The 17,078-nt window shown below is 46.4% G+C and carries 13 protein-coding genes; 7 read left to right on the top strand and 6 right to left on the bottom strand.

All coding sequences use genetic code 11. The annotated features are described in order from the left end of the window. Positions 1-35: 35 nt before the first annotated feature. A complete protein-coding gene (locus ICV38_RS06700) occupies positions 36-1,379 on the bottom strand; it encodes an N-acetylmuramoyl-L-alanine amidase (protein WP_215378558.1) in 1,344 nt (447 codons plus the stop codon). Next, on the bottom strand, positions 1,380-1,907 hold the full coding sequence (gene tsaE, locus ICV38_RS06695) for a tRNA (adenosine(37)-N6)-threonylcarbamoyltransferase complex ATPase subunit type 1 TsaE (RefSeq protein WP_215378556.1): 528 nt from the start codon (positions 1,905-1,907) through the stop codon (positions 1,380-1,382). Positions 1,908-1,949: 42 nt separating this feature from the next. Here tsaE and queG point away from each other — a divergent pair, with 42 nt between their 5' ends. Genes queG through ICV38_RS06680 form a run of 3 tightly spaced genes read left to right on the top strand, consistent with a single transcriptional unit; the run spans position 1,950 to position 4,228 of the window. Further along, positions 1,950-3,050: a tRNA epoxyqueuosine(34) reductase QueG gene (gene queG / locus ICV38_RS06690; protein ID WP_215378554.1), complete on the top strand. Its 1,101-nt coding sequence runs from the start codon at positions 1,950-1,952 to the stop codon at positions 3,048-3,050. 33 nt (positions 3,051-3,083) lie between these two features. Further along, positions 3,084-3,869 (top strand): AzlC family ABC transporter permease, encoded by a 786-nt coding sequence (locus ICV38_RS06685; protein WP_215378552.1) that lies wholly within the window; start codon positions 3,084-3,086, stop codon positions 3,867-3,869. A gap of 8 nt (positions 3,870-3,877) precedes the next feature. Continuing rightward, positions 3,878-4,228 carry an AzlD domain-containing protein gene (locus ICV38_RS06680; RefSeq protein WP_215378550.1) on the top strand — a complete coding sequence of 117 codons (351 nt, stop codon included), beginning with the start codon at positions 3,878-3,880 and terminating at the stop codon, positions 4,226-4,228. A gap of 23 nt (positions 4,229-4,251) precedes the next feature. Here ICV38_RS06680 and ICV38_RS06675 read toward each other — a convergent pair whose 3' ends face one another. Further along, positions 4,252-7,314, bottom strand: a complete 3,063-nt coding sequence (locus ICV38_RS06675) for an FAD-binding and (Fe-S)-binding domain-containing protein (protein ID WP_215378548.1) — start codon at positions 7,312-7,314, stop codon at positions 4,252-4,254. After that, the gene (locus ICV38_RS06670; protein ID WP_215378547.1) at positions 7,311-8,003 is read right to left on the bottom strand and encodes a GntR family transcriptional regulator; all 693 of its coding nucleotides are present in this window, start codon (positions 8,001-8,003) and stop codon (positions 7,311-7,313) included. The genes ICV38_RS06675 and ICV38_RS06670 overlap by 4 nt, the downstream gene beginning before the upstream one ends. Positions 8,004-8,185: 182 nt before the next feature. Between ICV38_RS06670 and ICV38_RS06665 the strand changes: the two genes are divergently transcribed. The 3 genes from ICV38_RS06665 to ICV38_RS06655 all read left to right on the top strand — a co-directional run bounded on the left by ICV38_RS06665 (position 8,186) and on the right by ICV38_RS06655 (position 11,350). Further along, entirely contained in the window at positions 8,186-9,370 is a 1,185-nt protein-coding gene (locus ICV38_RS06665) for an alanine--glyoxylate aminotransferase family protein (protein ID WP_215378545.1), read from the top strand. Between the two features lie 144 nt (positions 9,371-9,514). Beyond that, positions 9,515-9,919, top strand: coding sequence for a heme-binding protein (locus ICV38_RS06660; protein WP_215382829.1), 405 nt, complete (start codon positions 9,515-9,517; stop codon positions 9,917-9,919). Between the two features lie 6 nt (positions 9,920-9,925). Further along, positions 9,926-11,350 (top strand): DEAD/DEAH box helicase, encoded by a 1,425-nt coding sequence (locus ICV38_RS06655; RefSeq protein ID WP_215378543.1) that lies wholly within the window; start codon positions 9,926-9,928, stop codon positions 11,348-11,350. A gap of 15 nt (positions 11,351-11,365) precedes the next feature. Here the strand turns inward: ICV38_RS06655 and gluQRS are convergent, their stop codons facing one another. After that, positions 11,366-12,313 carry a tRNA glutamyl-Q(34) synthetase GluQRS gene (gene gluQRS / locus ICV38_RS06650; protein WP_215378541.1) on the bottom strand — a complete coding sequence of 316 codons (948 nt, stop codon included), beginning with the start codon at positions 12,311-12,313 and terminating at the stop codon, positions 11,366-11,368. A gap of 3 nt (positions 12,314-12,316) precedes the next feature. On the opposite strand from gluQRS, the gene dnaE reads away from it, so the two are divergent. Then, positions 12,317-15,931 (top strand): DNA polymerase III subunit alpha, encoded by a 3,615-nt coding sequence (gene dnaE / locus ICV38_RS06645; RefSeq protein ID WP_215378539.1) that lies wholly within the window; start codon positions 12,317-12,319, stop codon positions 15,929-15,931. 3 nt (positions 15,932-15,934) lie between these two features. Here dnaE and ICV38_RS06640 read toward each other — a convergent pair whose 3' ends face one another. Beyond that, a complete protein-coding gene (locus ICV38_RS06640) occupies positions 15,935-17,077 on the bottom strand; it encodes a glycosyltransferase family 9 protein (protein WP_215378537.1) in 1,143 nt (380 codons plus the stop codon). Position 17,078: the final 1 nt, after the last annotated feature.

Below are 17,078 nucleotides of genomic sequence, written 5' to 3'. Positions count from 1 at the left end.
GGGTCTGCCCGTAAGCCCTTGTAGATACAAGTCAACTATGTATTAGTCCGCCGTGCCACTGGTGGATTTTTAGAGAAATAGTCCTTAATTCCCTTCAAAATTGCCTCAGCAATTCGGTCTTGATAGCCGTCATCATTCAACCTAGCTTCTTCTTGTGGATTACTAATAAATGCTGTCTCAACGAGGATAGAGGGGATGTCTGGTGCCTTCAGAACAGCAAAACTCGCCTGTTCTACCTTTCCTTTATGTAGTGGTGCAAAACCGCCGATTTGCTTCAGAACCGAATTGCCGACCTGAAGTGAATCTTTAATCTGGGCGGTGGTAGACATATCCAGGAGTAGGTTAGCGACTTGGCGATCTTGGGTTTTGATGTTGATACCCCCAACTAAGTCTGAAGCATTTTCCTTATTCGCCATCCAGCGCGCCATTGTGCTACTGGCTCCCATTTGTGAAAGCGCAAAAACCGAAGCACCTTTGGCATGGGGTTGAATAAATGCATCTGCATGAATGGAAACAAAGAGATCAGCCTCAACCCTTCGAGCTTTCTGTACTCTGACGTGAAGTGGCACAAAGTAATCACCATCTCTTGTTAAGAACGGGCGCATATAGGCTTCATTCTCAATCTTCTCTTTAAGTCTTTTAGCAATCGAGAGTACGACATGCTTTTCTCGAGAGCCTAAAGATCCAATGGCACCAGGATCTTCGCCGCCATGCCCCGGGTCGATGGCGATGGTAATTAAGCGTTTGTATTTCGCTGGCGCTGGAGATTCTTTGGTCTCGGGTATCGCTTGTGCAACTGGCGGCTTCGGGATATCTTTTTTGGTGGCAAACTGCGCAATGAAATCCACTTCTTCATTTGATTTTGCCAGAGCACTTTCTTTGCGTGCACTGCTCTTCACTAACTCCATGAGTGGATCGGGAGGGGTTGTGGGATACAAATCAAATACCATGCGATAGTTGTATTCAGCGACGGGGTCTAGTGTGAATAGCTGAGGTTTAATGGGTTCCTTTAGATCAAACACCAAACGCACAACACCTGGTTGAAACTGGCCTACGCGGACTTGTGAAATATAAGGATCGTTCGGTTTTACCTTGGCTACTAAATCCTTGAGTGTGGAATTGAGTTCTAAGCCTTGAACATCAACTACCAAACGATCTGGATTGGTCAAAATTTGTTGGCTAATCGGTAGCGGTGTATCTGACTCTAAGGTAATGCGGGTGTAGTCCTCTGATGGCCATACGCGCACACCCAGTATCTTGGCGCCCCAGGCGATCTCAACTTCAGTAAAAAGCAAGGCAAAGCTGAGTAGCTTTGCAGATGTTTTAAGGTGCTGCCTTCTAGAGAGATTGGTTTGCCCAATAGTCTTCTTGATGCGCATTTATTGAGTTAAATTCTTGCTTAAATGATTCAGAATACTGAGGCCGTCATTGAGAAAGGCATTGAGCATCATCGAGCGTTCATTTTCCTCGGCGCCAGCAGTTAGCTCGATTTCGAGATCAAAGGCTGGTAAGGTCCCCTCAGCTTTTTCTGGCCACTCGATTAAGCAAATGCCAGGAATATCAAAGTACTCTGCAAATCCCGCCTCTTGCCACTCAAGAGGATCGCGCATTCTGTAGAGGTCAAAATGATGCACGGTAAAAGCACCATGTTTGGTTTTCAGTAGGTAAGGCTCACATAGGGTGTAGGTAGGACTTTTGACCTTTCCTTCATGGCCCATAGCTTGAATCAAATATCGAGCAAAGGTTGTTTTGCCGGCGCCTAAATTGCCTACCAAGGCGATATTGAGGTGCCCCAGTGGATTTTGTTCAAGGAACCTAAAAATACTAGTGGCAAGCTGTTTAGCAAGGTTGGCGGTGTCCGCTTCTTGCCTACAATGTTGCTTGTGTGTTCCCAATGATTTGCTCATGGTTCTAGTTTATTCAATTATTGCGCTACATTCTCTATTCATATGCCTTTATCTACTCATTTCTCTACTCAAGACGAGTCTAAGCTGCGCGCTTGGCTTGGGGATAAGGCTGGAGAATTAGGGTTCGATGGTTTGCGGATTACCGATACTCAATTGGGTGTTGCCAGCGAGCGTTTGCAGGAATGGTTGGCAGAGGGGCGCCATGGTCATATGGAATATATGCAGCGTCATGCTGATCTGCGCTCAGATCCGCAGTTATTAGTACCCGGTACGGTGCGAGTCATCTGCGTAACGATGAACTATCTTCCACAGGAAAGTGATTTTGAGTTGGAATGGAAGAGGTTAGAGGACCCAATGCAAGCAGTGGTCTCCATGTATGCAAGAGGGCGCGATTATCACAAGGTCCTACGCAATCGTTTACAAGAGTTTGCTAAAGCAATTGAAGAAAAAATTGGGGCTTTTGGATATCGAGTCTTTACTGATTCTGCACCTTTGATGGAAGTTGAGCTTGCTCGTAAAGCCGGTTTAGGTTGGCGTGGTAAACATACGCTCTTACTGAATCGCGAGTCTGGCTCAACATTCTTCTTAGGTGAAATTTTGGTGGATGTACCACTGCCGATTGATCAAGAAACAGAAGAGCATTGCGGTTCCTGTACATCTTGTATTGATGTCTGTCCCACCCGTGCTATTACTGCGCCTTACCAATTAGATGCACGTCGTTGCATTTCTTATCTCACTATTGAAAATCCAGAAGCTATTCCGGTGGAGTTTCGCAGAGCGATGGGTAATCGAGTTTATGGTTGTGATGACTGTCAGCTCATTTGCCCATGGAACAAATTTGCTAAGCGAACACAGTTACCAGATTTTGCTCAACGACATGGCTTAGGCCAAGCAAGTCTGCTGCATTTATGGTCATGGACTGAGGCAGAGTTTGAGCAGCGCCATGAAGGTAGTGCAATTCGGCGAATTGGTTATGGCCGCTGGCGTCGTAATCTCGCCGTTGCCATGGGTAACGCACTGGCAAGTCCAATTGTGAGCTACCAAGATAAAGCAGGGATTCGCAAGGCACTAGGCGAGGGGATGGCAACAGCAGATGCCATGGTGACTGAGCATATTCAATGGGCCCTAGAACACTCTTTTTGAGCAACAATTACCGCTAGCTCTTACAATAAATCCATGTCATCGGCCGATCAACCTTATATAGATCCTAGCGAAATCGCGCTAGAAGGTTCAGCAGTCGAGCGCTTCAACAATCCTAGACATGCATTTTGGATGGGAATGCGAGATGCCGCTGGCGCTCCAGCCATGGTGCTCTTTGCGGGTATGGTCGGTTTTGGGGCGATGGGTAAAACCAATGGCTTTGATGTTTGGTTCACTACCTTTACTTCTTTTTTCATGTTCGCCTTACCAGGGCAAGTAGTTTTGTTAGAGATGGCCATTACTGGCTCATCAGTGATCGCCATTGCGTTGGCAGTGACATTAACTTCGACTCGTTTTATCACGATGACTGTCACACTCTTTCCGCAGTTTGCTAAAAAGGATCGCAATCGAAGTTTGTATGCCTCAGTGCACTTGTTGGCAATGACAGCGTGGGCAATCTCGATGAGAGAGTTTCACGCAATCGAGACTAGGCATCGCTTGGCCTATTTTGTTGGCCTTGGCTTGCTGTGTTGGTTAATTTCAATTCCGGGAACCATCTTGGGTTTTTACTTAGCAGGGATGGTGCCACCAGCTGTCACACTAGGTTTAGTGTTCATTAATCCTCTGTTCTTTTTGTTAACGTTTACTGAGGTCAAACCTTGGATTAATCGGATTGCGATCTTGATGGGCTGCATTTTTGGCCCTATCTTCTTTGTGATTGATCGTGACACTAGCCTGCTTGCTGCAGGGTTAATTGGCGGCACTTTGGCTTACTTTATAGATCGCAAATTGTTGCGTAAGAGAGCTGGGGTAATCGGGTGACGAGTGCTATGGATACGATGGTAAATGCACTGTCTGGATGGGGCTTATGGATTGCTCTAGCAGGTGCATGTCTTGGCACCTATTTCTGTAGAGCGATTGGTGTATTACTCTCGCAAAGTATTAATCAGGATAGCGAAGTCTTCCGATGGCTAGCAGCTGTTACCTATGCAATGGTGGCTGCTTTAACAATTCGCCTGATAGTAATGCCTTTAGGCTTAATGGCAACCGTACCGTTATGGATCCGTATTTTGATTTGCGCCTTGAGTATTGGGGTGATGACATCTAAGCCAAGCAAGCGCTTGGTTCCAGCCTTATTAACGGGAACCTTGCTCATGGTAAGTTACGGTGTTATTCGTTAGTTATCTAGCAAGCCTTTGAATGATCAAAGATGTGCCGCCAAGATTCTGGCGATATGAACCGCTTCCCTTTGTGTACCATCGGCAATCTGATGACGGCAGCTCGTACCATCAGCCACTACCCAGCTATCGGGTGATTTGCGAATACTTGGTAACAGACTTACTTCAGCCATCTGCTTAGAAACTTCGATATGTTCAGCCTCATAACCAAAACTACCCGCCATACCGCAGCAAGAGGATTCAATTAACTTGGGTTCTGCATTTGGAATCAGTTTGAGTAACTCCATTGCAGGTGTTACTGCCGCAAAAGATTTTTGATGGCAGTGACCATGAAATAGCACAGGCTTGCTGGCAGGCTTTAGTGTTAGATTGAGATTTCCTGCTTTGACTTCGCCCGCTAAAAACTCTTCTAAAAGTTGCGCATGCTTCGATACAGTAATAGCAGTTTCCCCAAAGCCCATTACTAATGCTTCATCTTTTAGGGTAAAGAGGCATGAGGGCTCTAGGCCAATGATAGGGATGTTCTTTTCTGCGTAGGGAGCCAGGTGATCTAAGAGTTCACCCAATGTTTCCTTAGCTTTATCAACCATGCCTGCAGCGAGATAGGTTCTGCCACAGCAAAACTCTTTTGAGCAAGTGCTTGGTGCTTTATTAGTTGACTTAATTTCACTCTTATGCGGAATATGTATGCGATAGCCTGCAGCAGTAAGTACTTTTATCGCCGCCATCAGATTCTCGTCTTCGAAGTAAGCATTAAAGGTATCAGCTAAAAGTACCACCCCTTTTTGCTTGGATAATTCATCGGCGCTATATTGATAAGGGGATGCTGTTTTGGATTCACTCCAGAAAGTCCTACTCTTCCAAATTGGCAAGCTTCTCTGGGCGGAGATGCCCATCATCCATTCTTGTAACTTAGTAACTGGTGCAATGTGATTTCGTAAGTTGAGTATTGCTGGTAAAAAAGGAATTCTGCTAATCGTCGCGGCATATTTCGGAAGATAGGCAACCGCTAAGTCTCGAAGAGAGTGACCAACTCTTATCTTATAGGCAGACAAGAACTCAATTTTCATCTTTGCCATGTCTACGCCAGTAGGGCATTCACGACGACAGGCTTTGCAGCTGACGCATAGTTCCATCACTTCTTTAATCGCATCGCTACCTAGCGGTGAGCTCTCGTCTTTAATGTCGAGTTGATTGGATAGCGCAAGGCGCAATGTATTTGCTCTACCACGGGTGAGGTGTTTCTCATCGCGAGTTACGCGATAGCTTGGGCACATCACTTCAGCATCAAACTTACGGCAGTGGCCATTGTTGTTACACATCTCCACTGCTTTTGCCAGACCCATAGCGGGGTCACCACCAGTGCCTGGTGCAGTTGTTTCTTCTGTAATAGGATTATTTTGCACATTCCAGGCGGACCAATCTAATGCTGGTTGCAATGGAATCACTTTGTAACTTGGCGGAAATCTGAAATTGCTTGCATCATCCATTTTCGGTGGATTGATGATCTTGCCTGGATTGAATAATCCCTTGGGATCAAATGCATGCTTGATTTCTGCAAGGGCCTCGGTGATCTTCGGACCAAACTGCCAGGAGATCCATTCACCACGGCATAGTCCATCACCATGCTCACCGCTATAGGCACCTTTGTATTTGCGTACCAATGCAGAGGCTTCTTCTGCAACAGAACGCATTTTCTGCGCACCATCTCTACGCATATCCAAAATAGGGCGGACATGTAAAGTGCCAACTGAAGCATGCGCATACCAAGTGCCGCGTGAACCATATTTAGAGAAGACATCAGTTAAAGCTTGGGTGTAATCAGCCAAACTCTCTAAGGGCACAGCACAGTCTTCAATAAAGCTCACTGGTTTGCCATCCCCTTTTAGGCTCATCATGATGTTCAAACCTGCCTTGCGAACTTCCCACAAATTCTTTTGCAGAGTGGCGTCTGACATTGGGACTACTGAACCTGCTAAGCCCAAGTCACCCATGAGCTCTTCGAGCGCTTTAAGCTTCTCAAGCAAGGGGGCATGAGCCTCACCAGAGAACTCTACTAACAATATTGCTTCAGGTGTTTGTGCAGTGTGATCAATTAGTGCGGTTTCAATGGTTTTCTTAAAGCTGGGGTTGCTACGTGCTAGATCAATCATGGTGCGATCGACCAGCTCAACAGCAGTAGGGCCTAGTTTGACAATATGCTGAGCACTATCCATCGCTTTATAAAAGCTAGCGAAGTTCACAATACCCAATACTTTATGTTTTGGTAGGGGTGCTAGTTTAAGTTTGAGGGATTTGAAGTAGGCAAGTGTGCCTTCGCTTCCTACTAAAAGATGTGACAAGTTAACGCTACCGTCTTTTGTGTAAGGTAGTTCGCTTTGTGGATGAAAAATATCTAAGTTATATCCGGCAACTCGTCTCAAGACTTTAGGAAAGTGCGTCTCAATCTCGGGTTGAAGATTGTTTGCTAGATCTTTAACGAAGTCACCAAGTTGCTTTGCTACACCAGAGCTGTTGGCATAGTTACCGAACTCTCCAATCTTGCCATTGGCCATCCATGCATTAATGCCTAAAACGTTATGCACCATATTACCGTAAGCAATAGAGCGGCTACCGCAAGAGTTATTGCCAGCCATACCGCCAATTGTTGCTTGACCAGCGGTAGAGACATCCACTGGATACCAGAGACCATGCTGTTTGAGTGAGCCATTGAGGTGATCGAGCACCATCCCAGGCTCAACCTCTACGTAGCCCTGATCAATATTGAGATCGAGTACATTTCTAAAGTATTTAGTGTTATCAATGACAAGAGCTGCGCCAGTAGTCTGACCGCATTGGCTAGTGCCACCACCCCGAGGTAGAACGGGAACACCTAATTCAGCAGCAATTTGGATGGCAGTAGCAATATCTTCCGCGGTCTTCGGTACGAACACAGCTACTGGCATTGCTTGGTAAATAGAGGCATCTGTTGCATAGCGCCCACGGCTAGCGCTATCGGTCATTACCTCACCAGAAGTTTCCTGCCGAAGACGCTTGGTGAGTTGAGCTTGATCAATCATCAACTCTTTCAGCTCTAAAGGTTTATTCATTTGACTGTCTCCGCTGCTGTTGTAGTTGCAGCTTCTGCTTCTAATAGTTGGACCACAACATCACGTTTGTTTTGTACGTGTTGAATCATGATCTTGCGCATACGCTTGCTATCACGGGCTTTGAGGGCATCAAGCATCTCTTGATGTTCTTCTACAGCCTTTTCCCATTTCACGCCATCTTGATTAGAGCGAAAGCGTAAAGCTTCAATGCGGGCGTTTACCTGTGAGAAGAGGCGCGACAGCACAGGATTGTTCGCTGCTTGATTAATCAGATGATGAATGCGCAGGTTGAGTTTGTAATAACTCGATAAATCACGACGCGCATACGAGGCCATCATTTCATATTGAAGTGCCTCTAATTCGGAGAGAGCGGCAGCGCTAATATTGTTTGCAGCTAATTCCCCTGAAAATCCTTCAAGGTCTGCAATCACATCAAAGGTATGAATCACGTCTTCGAGGCTGAGTTGTACTGCAATGGCACCACGGTTAGCGATTAGTTCCACCAAACCATCAGCAGCTAAACGCTTAATTGCCTCGCGAATCGGGGTGCGAGAAACGTTTAGGCTTTCAGCTAGCTCGCGCTCATTCAGCTTGCTGCCAGGCGCAATTTTTCCTTCAACCAAGAGAGATCTCAGTTTTTGCAGGGTTGCCTCATGCAGATTTTGGGATTGAGCTGATTCGCTAGCCATCTCTCCGGAGTCCTAAATTTGTATACAAAAATACCAATTAGCCATCATAAAGCATAAATAATCACTTTTAATGCCTAAATTTAGATTTATTTTGTATACAAAATAGGAAATTGCTAAAAATTGTCATACACTAGTGCTAGAAACTCATTTTCTTCATAAACATACCTACAGTGAGACAAAGCATGTTGAAACTAGATAACCACGCCTCAGGACGCCATTTCTTACACATTCCTGGTCCAAGCCCAGTTCCTCCACGCGTATTGCGTGCCATCAGTTACCAAACCATCGACCATCGTGGGCCTGAGTTTGGCGCTTTCGGTTTGAAGGTTTTAGATGGTATTAAAAAGATTTTTAAAACAGAGCAGCCCGTGATTATTTATTCTGCGTCAGGAACGGGTTCATGGGAAGGTGCTTTAGTAAACGTTCTCAATCCTGGTGATACTGTATTGTTTTATGAAACAGGTCAGTTCGCCAATTTATGGCGTGCACTTGCTCAACGTCTTGGCTTAAATGTGGAAGTAGTTGGTAAGCCTGGCCAGGATTCTTGGCGCTGGGGCGTGGATGCATCCGTAATCGCTGAGCGTTTGCGCAACGATACTCAGCATCAGATTAAAGCGGTATGTGTAGTGCATAACGAAACCTCTACTGGGGTTACCTCCAATATTGCTGCAGTCCGCAAGGCAATTGACGATGCTAAACATCCTGCCTTGCTATTAGTCGACAGCGTTTCAGGGCTTGGCTCTGCGGACTATGAGCATGATGAATGGGGCGCTGACGTAACCGTCTCTGGCTCGCAAAAAGGGCTGATGTTGCCACCCGGTATTGGCTTTAATGCTTTGTCACCCAAAGCAATTGAAGCGAGTAAAAAAAGTACTTATCCAAAATCGTATTGGGCTTGGGATGAAATCTTGGAGTCCAATAAAAATGGCTATTGGCCAACTACCCCAAGTACTAATTTAATGTACGGCTTACATGAAGCGATAGATATGATGATGGCCGAAGGTTTAGACACAATCTTTGCACGCCATCAACGTTTGGCTGCAGCATGTCGTGAAGCAGTCAATGCATGGGGTTTAGAAATTCAATGCCAAGATAAAAATTGCTACTCTCCAGTACTCACTTGTATTGCTACACCTGAAGGTATGGATGCGGATAAATTGCGCAAACATGCTTTGGAGAAATTCAATCTTTCTTTGGGCACAGGCCTCGGAAAAATTAAGGGCAAAGCATTCCGCATTGGCCACTTAGGCGATTGCAATGAATTGAGTCTGATGGCTGCTTTGAGTGGCGTTGAGATGAGTTTGGGATCAATGGGCTTTAAACCTAAGGCTAGTGGGGTAGTGGCCGCCCAGGAATTCCTCAAATAGTCGCCATTGGATGTAGATTGGGTGGGGCTAGGCTAGTTGCCGTGAGTCTAGCTACACCCTTTATAATTCAGGCACTTGTATTGATGGCAATTTCATCAGATAAAACAAATTCGAGACAATAGTTTTTTAAAAGGATTCAACATGTTGGCAACTAAACCATACCTTACACAAGCTGATGTTCAAAAGATTTTGGACGCTGCAAACAAACATGCTGCCGCAAACAATTGGGCAGTAACGATTGCAGTTTGTGATGACGGTGGCCATATGCTGGGTTTAATTCGTCGCGACGGTTGTGCTCCTGTATCTGCTTACATTGCTCAAGAAAAAGCACGTACAGCTGCAATGGGTAAACGCGAGAGCCGTGTTTATGAAGAAATTATTAATAACGGTCGTACCTCTTTCTTATCTGCCCCACATATCTCGGGCATGTTAGAGGGCGGCGTCAATATCGAGGTAAACGGGTTTACCATCGGCGCAGTCGGCGTTTCCGGCGTTAAATCGACTGAAGATGCTGAAACCGCTAAGGCCGGCATCGCAGCCATTCTGTAAGTTACCTTGACAAATACTGCTACTGAAATACATTCATCTACGGGGGTTAGTGACGCAGTTGCTTCTGTCGCTACCTCTCCAGTAACAATCACTTTTGCTGATTTTGGTTTAGACCCGCTGATTCAAAAAGCGGTTGCTGAACAGGGATATAACACTCCCACTCCGATTCAAGCGCAATCCATTCCCCATGTATTAGCGGGAAGCGACTTGATGGGCGCTGCCCAAACGGGCACCGGCAAAACAGCGGCCTTTGTATTACCAATCATTCAAAAGATTTTGCGTCACGCCAGTAACAGCGCGTCGCCTGCACGTCATCCGATTCGTGCTCTTGTATTGACGCCAACTAGAGAGTTAGCTGTACAGGTGGCTGAGAATGCCGCTAGCTATTCTAAGCACACCGATTTACGAGCTGCTGTGGTCTACGGTGGCGTAGATATGAAAGAGCAAGTTGCTATTTTGCGCAATGGCATAGAAATCCTGATTGCCACCCCAGGACGCTTGTTAGACCACATTGGTTCAAAAGTGGCTAACCTGTCGCAAGTGGAGATTCTGGTTTTAGATGAAGCCGATCGTATGCTTGATATGGGCTTCTTACCAGACTTACAGCGCATCATTAATTTGATTCCTGCTCAAAGACAAACTTTATTGTTCTCAGCAACTTTCTCGCCTGAGATTAAGAAGTTGGCGCAGAGTTATTTGCGCACTCCAGTCACAGTCGAAGTGGCGCGTCAGAATGCTGCAGCGGATACGGTTAAGCAAGTAGTGCATATGGTTTCATCGGGCGACAAGCAGCGTGCGATTGTGAAGGTCCTAGAGAACCGAACACGCCAAGGTCTATCGCGTCAGTGCATCATCTTTACCAATAGTCGCTTGGGCTGTGCGAAGTTAGCGCGAGCACTAGAGCGTGATGGCATTAAAGCAGGTGCAATTCATGGTGATAAGAGTCAGGGCGAGCGCACTTTAACCTTGGATGCATTTAAATCTGGCGCTATTGAAGCTTTGGTAGCCACCGATGTGGCAGCACGGGGTTTGGATATTCCGGATATGCCTTGCGTGATTAATCACGAACTTCCCTATAACGCTGAAGACTTTATTCACCGCATTGGTCGAACTGGTCGTGCCGGTAGCAAAGGGGATGCAATTGCATTAGTGGATGACAGTGAAAAGCGTCTGCTTGATGACATTGAAAAATTAATGAAGCGTAAGTTGGATATTAAGCCTTTGCCTGAAGGGACTCCTTCGTACGCAAAGCCATCATCTAGTAGCGCTGCGTCAGCCAAGATGGCGGATCCATTTTTCTATAAACCCTACGAGCCCAGCGCCACGTCACTGCCAGCTGGTGACATACTTAAGCCAGAAGAGAAAAAAGTGGGTAATGTTGCTGCTAAGCCAGCAGTAGGCGCCTTATTAGGCGGTTTTAAAAAGAAGTAAAGAGCAAAGAAGTGATTAAATCCAAGCACGAGTCGCTGCTAAGAGCCACTCTGCAATGGTGATTCTCTCGCCGTCAGGTAATCCAACTAGCCCTAAATGTTTTGCTGCCTTGCGCAGCTCTGCAAGTGCATGCGCTGCATCTTGAGTATTGATCTGAGTAGCTAAGGTTTGCTTGCTCAATTTTTCACCATGCTCATCCAATACGAGTGGTAGATGTTTGTAGTGCGGAGTTTTGTAGCCCAAGATATTTTGCAAATATATTTGTCTGGCGGTATTGCTCAATAAGTCTGCGCCGCGCACGACATGTGTAATACCTTGTTGCGCATCATCCACTACAACGGCCAATTGGTAAGTAAAAAGACCATCACTTCGTTTAAGAACAAAATCGCCTACTTGTTCATTCAGATCTTGGTCTTGTGGCCCAAGGAGCATGTCCTCAAAATGAATTTGGCAATCTTTGGGTAAGGAAAGGCGCCAAGCACTCTTGGTGTTATTGAGTAACCCATAAGAATATCCTCTTGGTGACTCTGGTTTACAGGTACCGGGATACACCATTTCTTGATTGCGAGGTGTTTGAATTTGCAGTGCGGCCAGAGTGTTGGCAATCATCTGCCGAGAGCAATGACAGGGGTATAGCTGTTCTTGGTGATTTAAGACCTCCAAAGCGCTTTGGTAGAGCTCTTGGCGTGCCGATTGGTAGCTAGTGTCCTCATCCCAGAGAAGACCACAGGCGAGCAATTGGGCCTGTATTTGCTGGTCAGCACCCGGGATGCATCTTGGGGTGTCTAAATCCTCGATTCGGAGTAGCCATTTACCCCCATTTTTACGAGCATCCAGCCAACTTCCTAGGGCGGCAACCAGCGATCCCGCATGGAGCGGACCAGTAGGTGAGGGGGCGAATCGCCCGCGATAGCCGTCGGCTGGGGAGGGAGGGTTTTTGAGCTTGGACACAGCTAAAATCATCTCATGGCTTCACCCCGTTTTGTTCATCTTCGCATTCATTCCGAGTTTTCAATTACGGATGGAGTCGTGCGCATTGATGATGCAGTCGCTGCTGCCGTCAAAGATGAAATGGGTGCCCTAGCTATTACAGATTTAAGTAATTTATTTGGCCTGGTCCGTTTTTATACTGCTGCCCGCTCTGGCGGTATCAAACCCATTGCCGGCGCAGACGTTTGGGTGAGTAACCCCCAAGACCCTGATCAGCCTCATCGATTGTTGCTCTTAGTTCAGAATCACTCGGGTTATCTCAATCTTTGTGAGCTTCTCAGCAGGGCCTCATTAGACAATCAATCGCGCGGTCGTGCTGAAGTAGACCCGGTCTGGTTTAGTGAACCTGCCGCTAAAGCAGAAGATAAAAAAGCTAAGAGAACACTTGCATACGGATTGATTGCGCTTTCTGGTGCTCGCATGGGTGAGGTGGGTGTTGCACTATTAGCGGGACAGGAAGACCAAGCCAAGATCGCCGCCAAACGTTACGAAAAACTCTTCCCCAAATCCTTCTATCTTGAAGTGCAACGCGGCGGTCATCCGCAAGATGAAAAGCAACTTCAACTTGCTTGCCATTTAGCCAATCAACTCGATTTTCCTGTGGTAGCAACACACCCCGTGCAGTTTATGCAAAAGAGCGACTTCACTGCGCATGAGGCAAGAGTTTGTATTGCTGAAGGTGAGCTGTTAGGTAATCCACGCCGAGCTAAAAAATTTAATGAAGAGCAATACTTCCTATCGCAAGAAGAGATGGAGAAGCGCTTTGAGGATTTACCTGCAGCATTGGCAAACTCTGTTGAAATTGCGAAGCGTTGCAATCTATCTTTGGTATTAGGTCAACCACGTTTGCCTGATTTTCCGACGCCTCCTGGCATCACCCTAGATGAGTATTTGCTTGCTCAATCTGAGATTGGCCTCAAGCGGCATATGGAACGGAACTTTCCGGATCCGAAAGAGCGCGCAAAAGAGATGCCGCGTTATCACGAGCGTTTGGAATTTGAGGTCAAGACTATTTCACAGATGGGCTTTCCCGGATACTTCTTGATCGTTGCCGACTTCATTAACTGGGCAAAGAATAATGGAGTGCCTGTGGGTCCAGGCCGTGGATCCGGTGCCGGCTCTTTAGTGGCCTACTCGCTTGGTATTACGGATCTAGATCCCTTGCGATATAACTTACTTTTTGAGCGCTTCTTAAATCCTGAGCGGGTATCGATGCCCGACTTCGATATCGACTTCTGTCAGCATGGTCGTGACCGCGTGATTCAGTACGTTAAAGATAAGTACGGCAAAGATGCTGTGAGTCAAATTGCTACCTTTGGCACGATGGCTGCGAGAGCGGCGATTCGTGACGTGGGCCGTGTTTTAGAACAGGGCTACAACTTTGTTGACGGGATTGCCAAGCTTGTCCCTAATAAGCCAGGTCAGTACATGACTATTGAGATGGCGAAGAAAGAAGAGAAGCAATTAGCTGAGCGCGAAAAGAATGAAGATGAGGTGCGTCAGCTTCTTTCATTAGCTCAGCAGCTTGAAGGGATGACTCGCAACGTCGGCATGCATGCTGGTGGAGTGTTGATTGCTCCAGGACGACTGACCGATTTTTGTCCGCTGTACACCCAAGAGAGTAAAGATCAAGATAGCAGCTCCGTTATTAGTCAATTTGATAAAGATGACGTTGAAGCAATCGGCTTAGTCAAGTTTGACTTCTTGGGATTAACAACGCTGACGATTTTGGCTGCTGCTGAGCGTTGGATTAAAGCCCTGCATGCTGATCGCAAGGATTGGAGTATCAGCGACATTCCGTTAGATGATGAAAAAGCATTTGATGTACTTAAGAGAGCTAATACTGTTGCTGTATTCCAGCTAGAAAGCCGCGGCATGCAAGGCATGCTGCGTGAGGCTAAGCCTGACCGCTTTGAAGACATTATTGCTCTCGTAGCTTTGTATCGACCCGGTCCAATGGATTTGATTCCGGATTTTATTGAGCGTAAGCACGGCCGTCAAAAAGTAGAGTATCCCGATCCTCGTATTGAACCTGTTCTGCGCGAAACCTACGGCATCATGGTTTATCAAGAGCAGGTGATGCAGATGGCGCAGATGATTGGCGGCTACTCACTTGGTGGCGCTGACATGCTCCGTCGCGCAATGGGTAAGAAAAAGCCAGAGGAGATGGCGCAGCATCGCAAGATTTTTAGTGACGGCGCAAAGGCTGGTGGTATCTCTGAGGGCAAGGCCAATGAGATTTATGACTTGATGGAGCGTTTTGCAGGTTATGGATTTAATAAATCCCATGCTGCTGCCTATGCCCTTCTGGCGTATCAAACTGCTTGGCTCAAAGCCTACTACCCTGCCGAATTTATGGCAGCCAACTTATCGCTCGCAATGGATGACACCGATAAGGTGAAGATTCTCTATGACGATTGCTTGGCTAACCAGATTCGAGTGTTCTCACCTGATATCAATACGGGTGCTTATGAGTTCACACCATTGCGTGCGCCTGATGCGGCTCTTGATGCACCAATCAGTCATATTCGTTATGGCCTAGGTGCAGTCAGAGGAACTGGTGAAGCAGCAATTGAAGCAATCGTTAAAGCCCGTCAAGCTGGCGGACCATTTAAAGATTTATTTGATTTCTGTGCTCGGGTCGACCGTAGACAAGTGAATCGTCGCGCTATTGAAGCTTTAATGCGTGCAGGTGCATTTGATAGTCTTTACAAAGATTCTCTATCGGCTGGCGGTAATCTATATGACATCCGCTCAACCTTGTTAGCATCACTAGCTAGAGCAATTGAGGCTGCCGAGCAGGCAGAAGCTTCGATTCATCAAGTCAGTTTATTTGAGGTGGCTGGTGAAGATCATGCACATCAACCTGAGTTGGTGCGTGAACCTGTTTGGTCAGAGAAAAAACGGCTCCAAGAAGAAAAAACTGCCTTAGGACTTTGCTTAACTGGACATATGTTCGACGCCTATCGCGAAGAGACCTCTCATTTCATACGTCAACCTCTGGCTAAGATTACCGAAGGGAAGGATCAGTTAATTGCTGGCATTGTCACCTCCGCGCGGATGTTGACAGGCCAGCGCGGACGTATGATGATTGCAACAATTGATGATGGCACAGCCGCTTTAGAGGTGACTTTGTATAGCGAAGTCTATGAGCCGAATCGTTCGTGGCTAAAAGAAGATGAATTGCTGGTTGCCAAAGTTAATGTGACCCCAGATAAATTCTCGGGAGGCATGCGAATTGTTTCCGAGGCAGTGATGGATATCACCGGCGCAAGAATGCGTTTCGCACGAAATATTCATGTCTGCTTGGATTCCGCTATGGATATCAGGATGTTGCGAAGTCAAATCGGGCCTTATCTCATGGCTAATCGTAGTAGAGATCCAAAACAAAGTCCTCATGCACCCACCCCCAATACTAATGATGGCGTGAAGGGTTTGATGTTAACGGCGGCAGTAACTACTAGTGGTGGTGCCTGCTTGATGCAGTTCCCTGAAGAGATGCGTATATATCCTGATGATGCTTGCCTGCATAGCCTGAACCAATTGCTTGCATCAAAACAAAAAGATCCAGTTCAGGTTCAATACCACTAAGCTTTATTTGCTTATCAAAAGCTTTTCTATGGCCTCAATGACTTGAGCGGGCTCCAGTAAATCCAAACATTCGCTGTTACCATCTGCGCGATCTAGACAGCCCGCTTTGCGGCATGGTACGCATTCACCAGGGCCTTGCAAAATGGTAATGTTGCCAACAGTTTGAGAGCGTGCACGCAGCTGATAAGGTTGTTTCCCAATAAAACCATTTGGCCATGGCCCAAAATTAGTGGGCGGAGTGGCGCCAAATAAAGTAATTGTTGGCGTGTTGCAAGCTGCTGCTAAATGGGTAATCGAAGTATCTACGCCGATATACAAAGCAGCGCCTCTGAGTAATGATCCCGCCTGAGGAATGGATAATTTACCTGCTGTATCAATGACCTTTTCGCAAATCTCTGGAGTAAGTAAAGACAAAATGTCGTGGTTTAGTTGTAGGTCTTGTTTGGCAGGGGAGGCACTGAGCACCACCTGATAGCCACGTCTCACCAAATCAGCAATGAGATATTGCCAGTGCGCTAGTGGCCAACGCTTATAAGCAGTAAGGGGGCCTGGATGAATCACAACATAAGGTTGAGTTAATTGGCTGGCAATGATCGGCGTTAAGGCCTGACCGATAGGAGGAGTTACATCAATTGGTTTAGAAAATAATTCAGCAGGATTTCTAAAAAAGACTTCGAGTAGGCGTAGCTTTTCGGTAATAACATGCTGTGAAAAATAATCTACATCTACGTTGTGCATAGAGATCAATTTTTTCCAAGCATTTTGTTGGTGAGACTTGTTAGCTAATTTGCCTTGTGGGTGCCCACCTAAGACGCCCACTCTGTGGAAAGCAGCTACCAAACCATAGATGTATGCTCGATCGCTCGGTTGTGTCACAAACGCAAGGTCATAACGCTGAAAGAGTTTATTAAATAATGAGAGGTATTCGCTAAAGCCAGGGCGGTCAGAGGTTTCGATAATTTCCGCAATATCTGGGTTGCCTTTGAGCATGTCAAGCTTGCCCTTGTATCCCAGAAAATGAAATTGTGCGTTAGGCCATAGTTCACGGGCTTTGCTAATCAATGGGGTAGTGACTAGTACGTCGCCAATTTGCCGCGTGGCGATGAACAATACTTTTTTCGGCTTAAGAGTAGAAAAATTGCTCATA

Source organism: Polynucleobacter sp. MG-6-Vaara-E2 (genome assembly GCF_018687695.1).
Classification (GTDB): Bacteria; Pseudomonadota; Gammaproteobacteria; order Burkholderiales; family Burkholderiaceae; genus Polynucleobacter.
Note: the sequence above shows the minus strand (reverse complement) of the source record. Positions and strands in the feature narration are given on the sequence as shown.

Excerpts from the sequence above, each read along its gene's own strand:
- ICV38_RS06685 (WP_215378552.1), top strand. The coding sequence starts at position 3,084 with ATGTCATCGGCCGATCAACCTTATATAGATCCTAGCGAAATCGCGCTA.
- ICV38_RS06640 (WP_215378537.1), bottom strand. The coding sequence starts at position 17,077 with ATGAGCAATTTTTCTACTCTTAAGCCGAAAAAAGTATTGTTCATCGCC.
- dnaE (WP_215378539.1), top strand. The coding sequence starts at position 12,317 with ATGGCTTCACCCCGTTTTGTTCATCTTCGCATTCATTCCGAGTTTTCA.
- ICV38_RS06665 (WP_215378545.1), top strand. The coding sequence starts at position 8,186 with ATGTTGAAACTAGATAACCACGCCTCAGGACGCCATTTCTTACACATT.
- tsaE (WP_215378556.1), bottom strand. The coding sequence starts at position 1,907 with ATGAGCAAATCATTGGGAACACACAAGCAACATTGTAGGCAAGAAGCG.
- ICV38_RS06680 (WP_215378550.1), top strand. The coding sequence starts at position 3,878 with ATGGATACGATGGTAAATGCACTGTCTGGATGGGGCTTATGGATTGCT.
- queG (WP_215378554.1), top strand. The coding sequence starts at position 1,950 with ATGCCTTTATCTACTCATTTCTCTACTCAAGACGAGTCTAAGCTGCGC.
- gluQRS (WP_215378541.1), bottom strand. The coding sequence starts at position 12,313 with ATGATTTTAGCTGTGTCCAAGCTCAAAAACCCTCCCTCCCCAGCCGAC.
- ICV38_RS06675 (WP_215378548.1), bottom strand. The coding sequence starts at position 7,314 with ATGAATAAACCTTTAGAGCTGAAAGAGTTGATGATTGATCAAGCTCAA.
- ICV38_RS06670 (WP_215378547.1), bottom strand. The coding sequence starts at position 8,003 with ATGGCTAGCGAATCAGCTCAATCCCAAAATCTGCATGAGGCAACCCTG.
- ICV38_RS06700 (WP_215378558.1), bottom strand. The coding sequence starts at position 1,379 with ATGCGCATCAAGAAGACTATTGGGCAAACCAATCTCTCTAGAAGGCAG.